This is a genomic window from Clostridium sp. AF22-10, from assembly GCF_003478725.1.
In the GTDB taxonomy this organism is placed as follows: Bacteria; Bacillota; Clostridia; order Lachnospirales; family Lachnospiraceae; genus Otoolea; species Otoolea fessa.
Genome location: NZ_QUFZ01000014.1, coordinates 46,684 through 60,338 on the forward strand (window position 1 = coordinate 46,684; position 13,655 = coordinate 60,338).

Consider the following 13,655-nt stretch of genomic DNA (forward strand, 5'->3'; position numbering starts at 1 on the left):
GTCATCTGTTTTTTTCACTATTTACTGATAATACGCATCAATTCCGTTCGCAATTCCCCCGGCAATCAATTCCTGATAATCATCCCGTGCCATCTTCTGATCTTCTTCCGGGTTGCTCATAAAGCCCATCTCGACAATGGAAACCGGTATCTTACACCAGTTGATGCCGCTCATGCTGTCTGTCTCCTGCACACCGCGGTTCTTGAAGCCGGTTGCCGCGCAGACAGAGTCCGTGATCTTCTTGGAAAGAGAATAGCTTGCCGCGTGAAGCCCGCCGTTGTACGGGTTGGACGCCGTCTGGCACATGGAAAGAGTACCGTTGACCGTCGTGTTATCCAACGAATTACCGTGAATCCGGACGAAAATGGAGGCGCCGCTCTTGTTGGCGATCTCCGCTCTCTCCGCATTGCTTAAGTTGACATCGTTGGACTCGCGGATCATGACGACCTGATAGCCTCTCTCTTCCAAAATCCGTTTTAACTTCTTCGAAACTGATAAAGTCAGCTCATATTCCGGCAGCTTCGTCGATATGCCCTCGGTGCCGGAAGCCACCTTCGCCTTCATGGTTGAGGAGCCCGGTCCGACTGGTTCTTTGTCCGGATTGCCCTTTGCCTGATGTCCCGCGTCGATCGCTACGATACGTCCATTGGACACCGGTGCACCCTGTGCATCCGCTTCTGCCCCCTGCGCTGTGACCGTCGCTTCCTCACTGCCCGGCTCGGTCGTCGTCAAGTATTCGGAACGGATAAAACAGCTCTTGTCCTTATAAAGCACCTCGCTCCAGCCGTCTCCGATACCGACGCGCTGCACGCTGTCGCCCTGATTCAGCTGTGTCACAATCTCATACTCCGTTCCACAGCCCGAACGCACGTTGAGCAGGTTCTCAGTCGCATACACTGTCTCGTCGACACTCCGGAAGCCGCTCGCCGTCGTTTTGTCACTCTCCAGCTCGCTCTGATCCGCAACCGCCGCTGCATCCGCCTCCTGATGCCCTGTGCATCTTCCAGCTCCAGACTTTGCTTTGCCGCATTCGGCACCTGTTTCTTCGCTGTCTGTTCCGCCGGTTCTGTCTCAGCAGCCGCCATCTGCACCTGCTTCTGTGCCTGATTCGGAAGGGTAAATCCCGCATGGCTTACGCCAATGGAACCCGCCGCGACCACAATCGCGGTCACCGCCGCCCAGAAACGTTTCCGGTAATCCGGTGTGCCTGGCTTTCTTTTTCTGCTTTCTCCTCTTGCCATTTATAAAAAACTCCAATCTTACAGAAGATTCTAACCTCTCCATGATCCGCGCATTCACTGTTTCCAATCAATCGCATCGCAGCACAACTTTGATGCCGACAGAGATTTCAGCCCAATTAAAATCTTCTTTCATTTCTAAATTATTCGATCGTACCGCCGCCTACGACATATTCGCCGTCATAAAAAACGACTGCCTGTCCCGGCGTCGCCGCTCTCTGCGGCTCATCAAATACGCATTCCACCCGATCTTCGCCAATCTTGCGGATCGTACAGGATGCCCCTTTGTGGCTGTAACGAATCTTCGCACTGACGCGCATCTCCTGATCGCCCAGATCCTCAATCGCCATCCAGTTGAGGTTCCGGCAGGTCAGGCGGTTAGAAAAGACGTCCTCATTTTCCCCGATCACAACCTCGTTCGTCTCCGGACGGATCTCCGTCACGAACACCGGATGACCAAGTGCCAGATTTAAGCCCTTTCTCTGTCCCACCGTATAATGGGTAATTCCTTTATGATGACCTAAAATATTGCCGTACTTATCTACAAAATTGCCTTCGTCAATCCGGCAATCACTATTTTCCTCGATAAATTTTGCATAATCGTTGTCCGGCACGAAACAGATCTCCTGACTGTCCGGCTTGTGTGCCACCGGAAGTCCAATCTCCTCCGCCATCTCTCGAATCTTGTCTTTCGTATATTCGCCGACCGGCATCAAAGTGTGTGCAAGCTGATGCTGGGTCAGGTTATAAAGCGCGTAGGTCTGATCCTTCGCCGCCGTCGCAGACTTGCAGATCGCATAGCGGCCATTCGGCAGCTTCCTCACGCGCGCATAATGTCCCGTTGCAATATAATCAGCCCCAATTTCCAGACTTCTCTGCAAAAGGGACTCCCATTTTACATATCGGTTACAGGCAATACATGGATTTGGTGTGTGTCCGTCCAGATATTCCTGTACAAAGTAATCCATGACATTTTCTTTGAACTCTTTTTTGAAGTTCATCACGTAATACGGGATCTCAAGCCGTTCCGCAACCCGTCTGGCATCATCGACAGCGCTCAGACCACAGCAGCCGCCGTGCTCTTCCTGCTCTACATTCGTCTCATCCTGCCAGATCTGCATTGTGACGCCGATCACATCGTATCCTTGTTCTTTTAAAAGCCAGGCAGCCACGGAGGAGTCAACTCCTCCTGACATGCCGACTACTACTTTTTTCTTTTTCATCAATACTCTTCTTCGACGTCTTCCTCGCCGATATCCGTCTTCGGTTTTACGAGTCCTTTGATCTCAATGCCATTCTTCTGAGCATAATCCCAGAGAGCAGCGTGAATTGCCTCCTCTGCGAGCAGAGAACAGTGTACCTTAACTGGCGGAAGTCCGTCCAGTGCCTCCATAACAGCTTTGTTGGTAACTTCCATCGCTTCCTGGATAGTTTTTCCTTTTACCATCTCGGTCGCCATGCTGCTGGTCGCAACGGCTGCACCGCAGCCAAATGTTTTAAATTTTACATCCTGGATGATCTGGTTGTCATCGATATCCAGGTAAATACGCATAATATCACCGCATTTTGCGTTGCCGACGGTACCCATACCGCTGGCATTTTCAATCTCGCCTACATTTCTCGGATGCTGGAAATGATCCATTACTTTTTCTGAATACATCGGGTGTTTCCTCTCTATATCTTCATTCACTGTGAATGTTCATTTTGCTTAAAATGTCTAAATCTTACTGCTGCGGATGTTTCTTAATGTAATCCTCATACAGCGGAGACATAGAACGAAGACGTTCTACAATCTTCTTTAAGCAGTCTACCGTGAAATCAATCTGCTCCATGGTTGTCTCGGCTGACAGGGTCAGACGCAGGGAACCGTGTGCAATCTCATGCGGCAGTCCGATCGCCAGAAGTACATGGGACGGATCCAGGGATCCGGAGGTACATGCAGAACCGCTGGAACCACAGATGCCTTCCATGTCAAGCATGATCAGCATGGATTCACCCTCGATGAACTGGAATGCAAAGTTTGCATTGTTGGAAAGTCTCTGGGACGGATGTCCGTTGAGGCGTGCAAATGGAATTTCTTTTAATACACGCTCGATCAGGTGGTCACGCATCGCTTTTTCTTTTGCTGTGCGCTCTTCCATCGTCGCCATCGCAATCTCAACTGCCTTGCCGAATCCTACGATACCAGCCGTATTCTCGGTACCGCCGCGGCGTTTACGCTCCTGCGCGCCGCCGTGGATGAAGGAACGAGTCTTTAATCCGGTACGGATATAAAGGAAGCCGGTTCCCTTCGGTCCATTTAACTTGTGGGCGCTGGAACTGAGCATATCGATATGACACTCATCTACATTGATCGGAACATGACAAAATGCCTGTACCGCATCGGTGTGGAATAAAATGCCGTGTTTCTTCGCAATCTCACCAATTTCCTTGATCGGCTCAATCGTACCGATCTCATTGTTTGCAAACATAACAGAGATGAGGATGGTGTCCGGACGGATCGCCTTCTCCAGCTCGTCTAATTTAACAACACCGAACTCATCTACATCCAGATAAGTAACCTCAAAGCCTCTCTGCTCCAGGTACTCACAGGTGTGCAGAATCGCATGGTGCTCAATCTTGGTCGTGATAATGTGCTTGCCCTTTGCCTGATATGCCTCTGCTGTGGAAATCAGCGCCCAGTTATCAGACTCCGTGCCGCCGTAGGTAAAGTAAATCTCGTTGGACTTTGCGCCCAGCGCTTTCGCGATCGTCTCGCGGGCCTGTGCAATCGCTCTCTTCGGCTCTGCCGAAAATTCATAAACGGAAGACGGGTTGCCGTAATACTCCGTAAAATACGGGAGCATTGCCTCCACTACTTCCGGACGCGTTTTGGTTGTCGCCGCATTGTCCAGATAAATCAACTGTTTCATAACTAATAAATCCGCCTTTCTTCTTAGTGTATGCACGCCTGCCTTTATTGTGATTGTATCACACGGAATCTCACGGCAGGAACTCCCCGCCTGTAAACATTTGCTGCGTACATAGTTTGTAGCAATAAAGGTAAAAGCTTCATCTACGTTCTTTATTATTATATAGGAAAATTGAAAAAATACAAGCAAGAATGAGCGGGTTTTTGAAAAAACCTAGTTAAAAATGGGGTATATAATGTGCTCAAGCTATTCCACCTTACTTATCCAGACAATAAAAAACCGTCCAGCTAGGAGGGGTCAACTCCTGACTAAACGGTTTTTTATTAAATCTTTGCTCCACTTCTGCCTTGAAATCCGTTACCCAATCGGCAGCAATTCCGTGGAAACGCATGTTATCCTCCAAGAGGGAATCTTCGGATAACTGCTGTAGTGCTGTCATTGGCTTCTGACCGCACATGGAGGGTTGATGCAATAGGGTTTACATAAATAAAAAGAAATAAACTGGTAACGGATACCTGTCAATACTTATACATAAAAGGGATTGGTATAGAATCAGGTCGGTTCTTCACTTGACATATCGCTATTGTAATATTATTATATATTATTAGGATACTTCTAAGTGAAAACTCTTGTTTTTTCCTGATGGCTATAATATAACACGCATCAACTTGAAATACCATCCCCGGAACGAGAATATAAATATTGTTTTTTTACAATAATATAAGCATTTAAAAATAGTCCTATAAAGCAAAGGCTAATTAAGCTAAATGGAGGCGGAAAAATGTATATTAAAAACCCGGAGTATTTTATTACCACCGTCCGTGAGGGAAGCATTTCCAAAGCGGCTGAAAAATTATATCTGTCACAGCCATATTTAAGCCAGTGTATCGCACGAACCGAAAAGGAATTAGGTGTCAAGCTCTTCGATCGCAGCCATATGCCGCTCAAACTAACTGAGGCAGGAAAAATCTATATGCGTTATCTGGAAAGTGTCGGAGTCCTGACCGGGCAGTTTGAGGAACAGCTCGGCGAGCTGAAAACGGGGCGCAGCCGTACTCTGAATGTCGGCATGACGCTGTGGCGCGGATCCGTCCTGCTGCCGGATATCCTGCCAAGCTACTCTGAAAGCCACCCGGATGTCCGCATCACCTTACGTGAACACCACACTGCCCAGCTTTCCAAGCTGTTACAGGAGGATCAGATCGATTTCGCTCTGATGAATATGCCGCTCAATCTGGATGATTTCGTCTATGACACCGTCTTCAATGAGCGCCTCCTTCTGGTAGCCAGCAAGGACCATCCGGCTATCCGCGGTCTGGAAGCAGGCACTCCGGACCATCCGCTTCCAATCGACATGAAAAAGCTGCGCCGGGAACGCTTCATCCTGCTGCAGGAGGATCAGGTCATGGGACACGCCATGAAAAACCTCTTTGCCAAGATGAATATGGAACCAAAGGATGCCCTATACACCACCAGCAGTACGACTTCGGTCAACCTGGCGGCAAGAGGGTTCGGCATCACCTTCCTCCCGGAAGGCGGAATCCGCCACACTGCCCACGTGGAGCAGCTTGCATTCTTCACCGTAGACAATCCACCGTTCAGCGTGCCGCTGCTGCTTTTATATAAGAAGAACAGCATTATTTCACCACACGCGAAGGATTTTATCGATATGGTGAAGGAGTATTACCGGAATCTGGAAGCAAACAAAATAAAAGAATAAAGCCATAGGCTCTATTAAGCACAAAAAGCACATGAAAGTCTTCTATTGTTCCCAAATGTCTTTCATGTGCTTTTCGCATTTGCTTCTTCTGCTTAAACTTCCTCTTGATCCAGCTCCAGTCCTTTGACCATATTTTCGAATTCATATAGTAGGTCAATATACTTCTTTTGCCATGTTCCAAACAGGCTGCCACATCTCCCTCAATGTGGCAGCCTGCTCATCACTTTTTCATCAATCCTGCACTGCTCTTCCATGCCATCATCATAATATCCACTGAATCATCATATAGGTTGGCATTAGAAATAGATATGGGTTTACTACAAAGCTTTTTCATCTTTTCCTCACTTTCTATTTCGGTATGATTAAAAAGTTTCCTATCATCCAAAATATGCGCAGCAGTTACAAGAACCGCTGCGCCAAATCCAAACAACTATTTTTTAATTACCGCTGAATCGTGTTGGAATTCTGATTGTATGCTTTCGCTACGCACTTCCATTCACCATTCATCTTTAACAGAAGCAATACATCTGTGAAATCAATCCGATTGCCCCAGCCTTCTTCCAGAACACGTACAACCGCAAGTGATTCCTCTACCAGAAGTACATCAACGCGGGCTTTAAAATTGTCTCCACCAGGAACGGTATCTACATTATGATAAAACTGCTCAATCGAACCATGCTCCAGTTTTCCATCCAGATAGCCAAACAGAACCGCTTCATCGGTAAACAGCTCTTTCGCATATTTACTGTTTCCCTCTGCGACACTCTTAACAAATTTCATTGCTGCTTCTTCTACCGCCTGATACTCTTTTAATTCTGCTCTCATAATCGTTTCCTCCTTAATGAATACATTTTAATTTTATGTAAAGCAATTTGCCTTATATGTTTATTTTCTTTCGCGGTGTCCAAGCTGTTTATGTAAGAGGACATCCATCCGCACATTCTTTTCGGTTCAAATTGACTTTACTTAATAACTATATTATAATTATATCAATAATAATCAAAAGAACAAGTACGCACATAAAAGTGCAATACTAACCAAAAGGAGAGTGTAAAATGGGGGCCCGCTGCATATCAAAAGAACAATTGGAAACCACTGGATTTAGCTACACACTGTCATTAATCAACGGAAAATACAAAATGACCATCCTCTATACCCTGATGGAATTTGGTGTCGTCCGTTTCAATGAAATGAAAAAGTATATCGGTGGAATTTCTTACAAAACACTTAGTTCTACCCTAAAAGAACTTGAAATGGATCAATTAATTCATCGCGAAGAATACCCACAAATTCCTCCAAAAGTAGAATACAGCTTAACCGAGCGCGGAAAGTCCCTGATTCCCATTTTAGACGGAATGTGTGACTGGGGTGACAAGCATCGGCTATAATTTCATACCCACAAACGCCATCCTGGCTTTTCTTCTAAAAAGTGATGGCCGGCGTTTGTGCTCTTCACTCCGCTCTTCCATTCAAATATGCCTTTGAACCGTTTATTTTCCGAAAATGGGCAGCAATAGACATAAATTAAATGCTTTTTCCTAATTCATATGCCTGTTCCACTTCTTTTTTCCCGTCAACGTCTCCCGGCATCATATTGCCGCCCGCCAGGACATGGCCCAGATTTTTCCATCTTAAATATTCCATCAGGTGATCGTAATATACCACCGCATCCTCAAACCCATTTCCTTCCGCTGCCATCAGAAGTGCAGATGACTTATTGCCGCGAAGGTAATTTTTATTTCCTTCTTCAAGTGCAAACAAACGATCCACTGCCGTCCGGAGCTGCCCACTCATATTCCAATAATATAGCGGTGATGCCATAACAACGACATCTGCCTCTTTCACCGGCTGATAAATCTGCTGCATATCATCTTTTTGGACGCAGGGATATTCTTCCTCATTTTTTCCTCCAAAACATCCTTTACAGCCATGGATCTCCATCTTTCCAAGCCAGAAAATCCGGACGGTATTTCCGGCCTCCTCGGCGCCTTTTGAAAATGCATTTACTAATGCAGCTGTATTTCCCTTTTCCCTCGGGCTTCCATTTAAAATTACAATTTTCTTATTCACAAACTCTTCCTCCATGCTTGAATATATATCAATACTCTGCCCCCTATTTCCGGAGCAGCCAAAAGACATTTAGGTAATTCTATCCTAAATGTCCTTCAGCTTTACCATTTACCGGCCTTTATTTTTCATAGACATCTGATACTTCTGCTTCTACATATTTTTTATAAAGCTCATTCCACTCATTCTGAACCAGTTCAGAGCTGCAATGCGCTTTAAAATCAGCCTCCTTTTCCCAGGCATCGGATACTACCATTTTATCAGAGTCCGTGATCGATTCACCAATCTGATAATAAATATTACCCTTTTGCTTGCGGAAGTTTTCAATCAGCTGCAAGCGTCTGAGTTCCGCTGCGTATTCACTTCTTTTCCCGCTTTTAATCGTCAGTACTGCAACAAAGTTTGTCATCTTTCCATCTCCCATTTATTTAATACTAATACTTTCAAGTTTACACGTTTTTGTATTTCAATAGTGCCGATTACACTGCAACCATCCACAAAATCATCCTCTTACGCCTCTACTTCCCCATTTTTCAGACGTTTAAAGTAATCAAGTGTCAGTTCCCGCATTTTCGGAACCCAGAACATAATGCCAATGACATGAACTAAAATTATAATCATATTTCCGACATCTACCCACGGCAGAGCTGCATCTACACCAACCGTTCCGCCTAAGAAGCAAAATACAACTACCAGCACCTGCATTATTTTTCTGGCTGCTTTACCGAGCAGGTTCTCTGCCAGAATTCCGGAAGAAGTTGACATGGATAACGCCGAGGATGCTGCAAACAAAATCAAGCTGATGGAAGCTACCAGTCTTCCGATTAAGCCAATCGTGCCAAATGCATTGATTGCAAGGACAGAACCCGGAGCACCTGTTGTCCATGTTCCAGTTACCAAAATAACCATCGCACTGAATGTACAGATAACCATCGTACACATAAATACTTCAAAAATACCGAACATTCCCTGTTTTACCGGTTCATTGGTATTCGCCTGGGCATGAAGGATACTTGCACTTCCGTTTCCGCCATCATTCGAATAAACACCTCTTGCGCATCCATTTTTAATCGTAGCTGAGAGCGCCGCTCCTGCAAATCCGCCGGTTGCTGCCGTTCCGGTAAATGCGTTCGTAAAGATAGATACAAATGCTGGAACAAAATTTTGAATATTTAAAATAATCAGGATTGCTCCCGCTGCCATGTAAATAAATGCCATCGTCGGGACCAGTTTATCGGTTACCTTTACCAGGGCACCTAATCCGCCCAGGAGAACTGCAATAATAATCACGCAGCAGATAATGGTTGTAATCATTGGTTGGACGCCAAACGTAGCAACGGATGATGTAATGGCTCCTGTATGTACGCCGCAGCCAATTCCCATACCAAAGCAACAGGATACCGCCCAAATCCATCCAAGCGGTTTCCATATCTTCGCCAGATAAATATTGGCTCCGCCACGCCACTGTCCATTTTCATCTTTCTGCCGTGTGTAAACGCCCAGCAGAGCCTCCGCATATTTTAAAGCCATCGCGATAAATCCAATCACCCACATCCAAAAGACAGCTCCCGGTCCACCCAGTGCAATTGCGCTGCCGACACCAATGATGTTTCCTGTTCCGATCGTGTTGGCCAGTGTAGCCACCATAGCCGACCAGCTGGAAATACCTGATTCATCCTTATGATGTGCTGCATCTCCAAAGGTTGTCTTAAGCATATGTCCAAAATGCTTGATCTGTACAAAATCGCAGGCGACCGTGATAACCAGACCTCCGCCAATCAGAACAATCAGCATCGGAAGTGTCCACATCCACCCAGTAAACGCCATAATTGCATTATAGATTGCCATACGTATCTCCCTTCTTAATAAGCTCTGCTTTCTTATTACTCGTACATAGATGCAAAATATACAAACATCCGATCCTGATCCAACGTTCCACTAACCGGATCCGCATGCATCAGTTCCGGATGCCACTGAACCGCGATAATCGGAAGTTCCTTATGGACCATTCCCTCTATAATGCAGCTTCGTTTACACTCCACTTCAACTTTTTCTTCATTTTCAATTTTTCTCATCCATTCTTCTTTTTCTTCTTTTGAAAGGATTCCGGAAAACCATACCTGGCCAATCTTAAATCCCTTTCCCGGCTTCTTAACCGCCTGATGATGTGCAGAGTTTACAATTCCGCTCGCCCCATACATCAGCTCAAACGGTGTTCTCCGGATATTAATCGTATTATGCAGCTTAATTTCACCTGACTCATATGTATGCATATTGCCTTTTTCCAGATCCTGAATAATGGTTCCTCCAAAATATATGTTGACAAGCTGCATTCCTCGGCAAATCGCTAAAATTGGTTTTTTAGCCTTAACGGCCGCGTCCACAACTGCAAGCTGAAGCTCATCCAGTTCCCGGTCCAGATTTTTGCTGCCCTGGTTCTCTTCCCCATAGAGAGCCGGGTCCACATCCGGAAGACCGCCTGGAAACAAGATGCCATCGCACTCTTCAACCACCTTCGGATCCAATGAAATAACCAGTTCTGTATCCAGATTTTTCATCGCATCTGAAATGCCATCATACATCCCGTGTTCGTCTCTTTCTCGTTCTACATACATGACTTTTTTCATTTGTTTGTTCCCCTCCTGTTTTGTCATTATAATAATTTTTTTTGCAAAGCGATCTTTCTATAAGCTTGCTCCTATACAGCATTTGCAGTTCTCTTCCTCTTAAGAACTGTTCAAGTTGAAGGATCATGTCTCCAGTCATTAACAAACATCTGTAAAGGACAAACTGTAAAGCAAAATAATACTCAGACAGGTTGCCACACCTTCTGGATATGACAACCTGCTCAATTTTTTTATATGTGTATTAGGTTGTATGAAGTCTATTTCTCTATAATTCTAAAATTACTTACGAATCTTCTCCACAAATTCCTTCAGTCTCTTGCATCCCTCAACAACATTCTCATAGCTGTTTGCAAAGGACATACGGATATAGTGGTCGCCTTCGCTTCCGAATACATCGCCCGGTACCATTGCTACCTTGGCATTTTCAAGAAGCAACGGGGCAAATTCCTGTCCACTCATGCCGAGTTTTTCGATGTTGATGAAGATGTAGAACGCACCCTTCGGGCAGCGGCAGCTCAGTCCGTCGATCTCGTTGATTGCTTTAACTGCATAGTCGCGACGTCTCTGATACTCTTTTACCATGTCTGCTACTTCGTTCTTCTCTTCTTTCAGCGCTACGACGCCGGCTTTCTGTACGAAGGAACTTGCACAGGTAACCACGTGCTGATGCAGCTTATTGACAGTCTTGACAATCTCTTCGCTGCAGGCTGCGTAGCCGAGACGCCAGCCGGTCATGGAGTATGCTTTGGAGAAGCCGTTTAATGTGATGGTTCTCTCCTTCATGCCCGGAAGAGAGGCGATGCTGATGTGTTTTGCATCATCGTATAACAGTCTCTCATATACCTCATCTGATATAATCATGATATCGTTCTTCACAGCAATCTCTGCCAGTTCTTTCAGCACATCCTCTGCCAGCACACCGCCGGTCGGATTGCTCGGAGTGATAAGAACGAGTGCCTTGGTCCGTGGGGTAACCTTTGCACGAATCTCATCGAGATCAATCTGGTAATCATTCTCCTCTTTCAATGTATAGGTAATCGGAACCGCGCCCAGAAGCTTCGGAACATTTAAGTAGTTTAACCAGCCCGGATTCGGAACCAGAACCTCATCGCCCTCGTCGAGAATTGCTGCCATGACATCAAAAACTGCCTCGGAAAGACCTACACTGACGATGATCTCAGTCGGTTTGTACTCTACATTGTTCTGCGTCTTTAATTTCCAGGCAATCGCCTCCCGCAGCTCCATGGTACCAAAGTTGGAAGTATAGAATACATCGCCTTTTTTGATATCCTCGATGCAGGCATTCTTGATGTATTCCGGTGTATCGAAATCCGGACGTCCTAACTCAAAGTGAATGACCGTCTCTCCTGCGCGCTCCATTGCCAGCGCCTTTTCGTTTACTTTACGGATTCCAGACGGAACCAGTTCATCCATTCTTTTTGCGAATAATTTATCCATAATAAAATCTCCTTTTCATTCTGCATATACTCTCAGATTCTCATTGGTCCGCATCTGCTGACACTTTTCCAAGAATATTTTATTTTTCCTGGTAGCCGGCCGGAATTCCGTTTTTCTGTTCTCCAGCCCTTACGCTGCCTTTGTCTCGGTTTCCGCACCAGTTCCCAGCGTATGCATCATGCCCTCGCTACGTGCTACCACCATGGTGGTTACCACATCACCGGTTACGTTAAAGGTTGTATTTGCCATATCAATCAGTCGGAAGATACCGGCAATCAGACCTACAATCTCCAGCGGAAGTCCCATGTTCGTCAGAAGAATCGTGGTCATGATGATCGCGCCTCCCGGAACACCCGGACAGCCCATAGCTACTAATACAGTAGAAATAATAATGTTTACCAATGCGGACGGTGTCAGGTTCATTCCATAAATCTGTGCCGTCATTACGATAGCCGCTGCATAGTAGATACATCCACCATTCATGTTGATGGTTGCGCCAAGCGGCAGGGAGAACGATGATAACTCGGAAGATACACCAAACTCATCATTCGTAACAGAGGTTGTGATCGGAAGAGAACCGCTGCTGCTGGTGGTGCTGGCCGTTACAACCCATACTTTCCAGATACCCTGCAGCCATTTCTTTACCGGGAACTTTGCCAGAAGCGCTACCATCGGAATATACATCAGTAAAACAAGGATTACATCGGAAGCATGAACCGTGAGAATCAGCTTTCCGAGCGGTCCAAAGATTTTCAGACCATATGCACCAACTGAATCTGCTAACAGTGCACATACACCAATCGGAGAAAACTCCATAACAATGGCTGTGATTTTATACATTGCATTGGCACAGCTCTGTACACCTGCTAAAAGGCGTTCCCCCTCTTTTCCCATCATGATAAGTGCTACGCCTAAGAATACCGAAAATACAATAATCTGCAGCATATTTGTGTTGGTAAAAGAAGTGAAAATGTTGGATGGGAACATATCGATTAACGTATCAATGATACTCGGCATCGCCTGCGCCTCATAATCAGTCGATTGTGATAACGCGGTTAAATCAAATCCTTTTCCTGGATTGATGATGTTTGCCATGATAAGCCCTAATCCTACACAGAGTGCAGATGTCAGCGCATACAGTCCAACCACCTTCACGCCAATGTTCCGAAGCTTTTTCAAGTCTCCTAAGCTCGCGACTCCCGCTGTGATGGAAAAGAATACCATCGGAACGACAATCATTTTAATCATATTTAAAAAGATGGTTCCCAGAGGTTTTACAATGGTTGCTTTTTCTCCAAATACGAGTCCGATGACAATACCAAGACCAAAACCGATGAACGTCTTTGTCGCCAAGCTCAATTTCTTTTTTTCTTTCATGAATATTCCCCTTCTTATGCAATACCCTCACTTACTGTTCACACATATGTGACCACCATGTTGTTTCACAGCACTTTCTATTTCAAAAGTGCCTGCTTTAAACAACCTCCTCTATGCTATATTCTCTCCCAGATTTCATTTCCCCAAATGTCCTCCGGGAGAGAGGTATCTGCAGTTCCGGGTAAATTTCCCAATTCACCTGCAAAACATGCCTTCCGTGAACTCTTCCGGATGTCCTGCATTCCGGAAATGCATC

15 protein-coding genes are annotated in these 13,655 nt (G+C 45.7%); 2 read left to right on the forward strand and 13 right to left on the reverse strand.

From position 1 onward, the window contains the following. Nucleotides 1–21: 21 nt before the first annotated feature. From DWX91_RS10970 to nifS, 5 genes are all read right to left on the reverse strand, one after another. Nucleotides 22–897 (reverse strand): N-acetylmuramoyl-L-alanine amidase, encoded by an 876-nt coding sequence (locus DWX91_RS10970; RefSeq protein ID WP_243099030.1) that lies wholly within the window; start codon nt 895–897, stop codon nt 22–24. Continuing rightward, entirely contained in the window at nt 834–1,241 is a 408-nt protein-coding gene (locus tag DWX91_RS17480; RefSeq protein ID WP_243099031.1) for a hypothetical protein, read from the reverse strand. Before DWX91_RS17480 ends, DWX91_RS10970 begins: the two co-directional genes overlap by 64 nt. A 140-nt stretch (nt 1,242–1,381) precedes the next feature. Continuing rightward, entirely contained in the window at nt 1,382–2,461 is a 1,080-nt protein-coding gene (mnmA, locus tag DWX91_RS10975) for a tRNA 2-thiouridine(34) synthase MnmA (RefSeq protein ID WP_118471834.1), read from the reverse strand. After that, nucleotides 2,461–2,898 carry a Fe-S cluster assembly scaffold protein NifU gene (gene nifU, locus DWX91_RS10980; protein WP_022358753.1) on the reverse strand — a complete coding sequence of 146 codons (438 nt, stop codon included), beginning with the start codon at nt 2,896–2,898 and terminating at the stop codon, nt 2,461–2,463. Before nifU ends, mnmA begins: the two co-directional genes overlap by 1 nt. Nucleotides 2,899–2,962: 64 nt before the next feature. Then, on the reverse strand, nt 2,963–4,150 hold the full coding sequence (gene nifS, locus DWX91_RS10985; RefSeq protein ID WP_022358754.1) for a cysteine desulfurase NifS: 1,188 nt from the start codon (nt 4,148–4,150) through the stop codon (nt 2,963–2,965). Between the two features lie 781 nt (nt 4,151–4,931). Between nifS and DWX91_RS10990 the strand changes: the two genes are divergently transcribed. Then, entirely contained in the window at nt 4,932–5,870 is a 939-nt protein-coding gene (locus DWX91_RS10990; protein WP_118471832.1) for a LysR family transcriptional regulator, read from the forward strand. Nucleotides 5,871–6,090: 220 nt separating this feature from the next. Here the strand turns inward: DWX91_RS10990 and DWX91_RS10995 are convergent, their stop codons facing one another. Together DWX91_RS10995 and DWX91_RS11000 are read right to left on the reverse strand one after the other, a co-directional pair. After that, on the reverse strand, nt 6,091–6,300 hold the full coding sequence (locus DWX91_RS10995) for a hypothetical protein (protein ID WP_118471830.1): 210 nt from the start codon (nt 6,298–6,300) through the stop codon (nt 6,091–6,093). Between the two features lie 11 nt (nt 6,301–6,311). Beyond that, a complete protein-coding gene (locus DWX91_RS11000) occupies nt 6,312–6,695 on the reverse strand; it encodes a nuclear transport factor 2 family protein (protein WP_118471828.1) in 384 nt (127 codons plus the stop codon). Nucleotides 6,696–6,925: 230 nt separating this feature from the next. On the opposite strand from DWX91_RS11000, the gene DWX91_RS11005 reads away from it, so the two are divergent. Next, nucleotides 6,926–7,258, forward strand: a complete 333-nt coding sequence (locus DWX91_RS11005; protein ID WP_118471826.1) for a winged helix-turn-helix transcriptional regulator — start codon at nt 6,926–6,928, stop codon at nt 7,256–7,258. A 136-nt stretch (nt 7,259–7,394) separates the two neighbouring features. On the opposite strand, the gene DWX91_RS11010 is transcribed toward DWX91_RS11005, so the two are convergent. The 6 genes from DWX91_RS11010 to DWX91_RS11035 form a co-directional block, all read right to left on the reverse strand. Then, nucleotides 7,395–7,940 (reverse strand): flavodoxin family protein, encoded by a 546-nt coding sequence (locus DWX91_RS11010; protein ID WP_118472006.1) that lies wholly within the window; start codon nt 7,938–7,940, stop codon nt 7,395–7,397. 118 nt (nt 7,941–8,058) lie between these two features. Next, nucleotides 8,059–8,346: a putative quinol monooxygenase gene (locus DWX91_RS11015; protein WP_182427973.1), complete on the reverse strand. Its 288-nt coding sequence runs from the start codon at nt 8,344–8,346 to the stop codon at nt 8,059–8,061. A gap of 101 nt (nt 8,347–8,447) precedes the next feature. Continuing rightward, nucleotides 8,448–9,785: an alanine/glycine:cation symporter family protein gene (locus DWX91_RS11020; RefSeq protein ID WP_118471822.1), complete on the reverse strand. Its 1,338-nt coding sequence runs from the start codon at nt 9,783–9,785 to the stop codon at nt 8,448–8,450. Between the two features lie 35 nt (nt 9,786–9,820). Beyond that, on the reverse strand, nt 9,821–10,564 hold the full coding sequence (locus DWX91_RS11025; protein WP_182427972.1) for a gamma-glutamyl-gamma-aminobutyrate hydrolase family protein: 744 nt from the start codon (nt 10,562–10,564) through the stop codon (nt 9,821–9,823). 279 nt (nt 10,565–10,843) lie between these two features. After that, a complete protein-coding gene (locus DWX91_RS11030; RefSeq protein WP_107001267.1) occupies nt 10,844–12,022 on the reverse strand; it encodes a pyridoxal phosphate-dependent aminotransferase in 1,179 nt (392 codons plus the stop codon). Nucleotides 12,023–12,151: 129 nt separating this feature from the next. Next, nucleotides 12,152–13,399: a dicarboxylate/amino acid:cation symporter gene (locus DWX91_RS11035; protein WP_118471818.1), complete on the reverse strand. Its 1,248-nt coding sequence runs from the start codon at nt 13,397–13,399 to the stop codon at nt 12,152–12,154. Nucleotides 13,400–13,655: the final 256 nt, after the last annotated feature.

What these genes read in the sequence shown, in the direction of transcription:
- DWX91_RS11030 (WP_107001267.1), bottom strand. Translation starts at nt 12,022, where the DNA reads ATGGATAAATTATTCGCAAAAAGAATGGATGAACTGGTTCCGTCTGGA.
- DWX91_RS11020 (WP_118471822.1), bottom strand. Translation starts at nt 9,785, where the DNA reads ATGGCAATCTATAATGCAATTATGGCGTTTACTGGGTGGATGTGGACA.
- nifU (WP_022358753.1), bottom strand. Translation starts at nt 2,898, where the DNA reads ATGTATTCAGAAAAAGTAATGGATCATTTCCAGCATCCGAGAAATGTA.
- DWX91_RS11025 (WP_182427972.1), bottom strand. Translation starts at nt 10,564, where the DNA reads ATGAAAAAAGTCATGTATGTAGAACGAGAAAGAGACGAACACGGGATG.
- nifS (WP_022358754.1), bottom strand. Translation starts at nt 4,150, where the DNA reads ATGAAACAGTTGATTTATCTGGACAATGCGGCGACAACCAAAACGCGT.
- mnmA (WP_118471834.1), bottom strand. Translation starts at nt 2,461, where the DNA reads ATGAAAAAGAAAAAAGTAGTAGTCGGCATGTCAGGAGGAGTTGACTCC.
- DWX91_RS11000 (WP_118471828.1), bottom strand. Translation starts at nt 6,695, where the DNA reads ATGAGAGCAGAATTAAAAGAGTATCAGGCGGTAGAAGAAGCAGCAATG.
- DWX91_RS11035 (WP_118471818.1), bottom strand. Translation starts at nt 13,399, where the DNA reads ATGAAAGAAAAAAAGAAATTGAGCTTGGCGACAAAGACGTTCATCGGT.
- DWX91_RS11015 (WP_182427973.1), bottom strand. Translation starts at nt 8,346, where the DNA reads ATGACAAACTTTGTTGCAGTACTGACGATTAAAAGCGGGAAAAGAAGT.
- DWX91_RS11005 (WP_118471826.1), top strand. Translation starts at nt 6,926, where the DNA reads ATGGGGGCCCGCTGCATATCAAAAGAACAATTGGAAACCACTGGATTT.
- DWX91_RS17480 (WP_243099031.1), bottom strand. Translation starts at nt 1,241, where the DNA reads ATGGCAAGAGGAGAAAGCAGAAAAAGAAAGCCAGGCACACCGGATTAC.
- DWX91_RS10990 (WP_118471832.1), top strand. Translation starts at nt 4,932, where the DNA reads ATGTATATTAAAAACCCGGAGTATTTTATTACCACCGTCCGTGAGGGA.